This window comes from Bradyrhizobium sp. Mp27, from assembly GCF_029953005.1.
Taxonomy (GTDB): domain Bacteria; phylum Pseudomonadota; class Alphaproteobacteria; order Rhizobiales; family Xanthobacteraceae; genus Bradyrhizobium; species Bradyrhizobium barranii.
Genome location: NZ_JASAUS010000536.1, coordinates 1 through 998 on the forward strand (window position 1 = coordinate 1; position 998 = coordinate 998).

Annotated in this window: 1 protein-coding gene; it reads right to left on the reverse strand. The window is 51.5% G+C overall.

Annotated features, from left to right (window positions below; genetic code table 11):
- Nucleotides 1–257: 257 nt before the first annotated feature.
- Nucleotides 258–998, reverse strand: a 741-nt coding sequence (locus QJT78_RS51575; protein WP_281460897.1) for a site-specific integrase, incomplete at its 5' end; no start/stop codon positions are given.

Here is a 998-nt window from a genome sequence, read left to right on the forward strand (position 1 = left end):
CGAAAGTCATCGCCGGTGTAAAGTTCATCGACGGAATCGAAGTCATTCCGAACACTGAAAGCCACGCCGCCTGATCAGGCCGCGTCACCCAAAATCAGCCATAGCTCGTCGCGCGCTTGGTCAAGCAGAGCATTTCGTCCCAAGTTAACAGCATCGTTGATTGCTCGCGCGACATTAGGATGATCGGCTCTTCTTCATCGCTCATCTATCTCTCTTTTCATTGAAGGACTTCGGAGATTGAGCAATCCCCTAAGGCATCAGCGAGGATTTGAACGCATTTTTACACCCACATCCTCAGCTCTTAGATGAGTGTACCGAAACAGCATTCGTAGGTCACGGTGTCCACTGATCAGGGCAACTTCTACAGTATTGAGCCCCATTTCGAAAAACCGACTAACAGCTTCGTGTCGCAAATCGTGAAACCGAAGTTCTGAAATGCTGGGACAGCCCGCTTTTTGTGCGCGTCGTTTGCATCGCTCCCAAGCAAGTCGGAATCCGTTGGGGCTTATTGGAAATGCAATGTCCGCATTTGTCGAAGATGCTTTGAGCTCTTGCAATATGTCCACGGCACGTTCCGTTAGCGGGATGGTTCGCGATTTGCCTGTTTTGGTGAATGGAACGTGCAGCAAACAGCCATTAAAGTCGACGTCGCTCCAGCGTATTCCCAATAATTCACCGCGCCTCAAGGCGGTCTCAATAGCCAGTTGGATAGCCTGCCTAAGCCATAAACCGCTTGTTTTGTCTCTGCATGCCTTCATAAGCGCTTCCAACTCGCCGACTCTCAATCTTCGATCCCGTCCTTCCGGATCCTTCGGCTTCTTAATTCCGATCAAGGGATTTGGAAGAGCGGTGTATCCCCATTCCTTTCGAGCTAGTTCAAAAACGGAGCTAACCCGTCTTATTCGTAAGAGTGCGCCTGAGGGGTAAAGCGCTGATGCGGCGTAGGATTCGGTTGCGAAGCCAACCCCATCACCTCCAACCGCGAACGCCACGCCCGC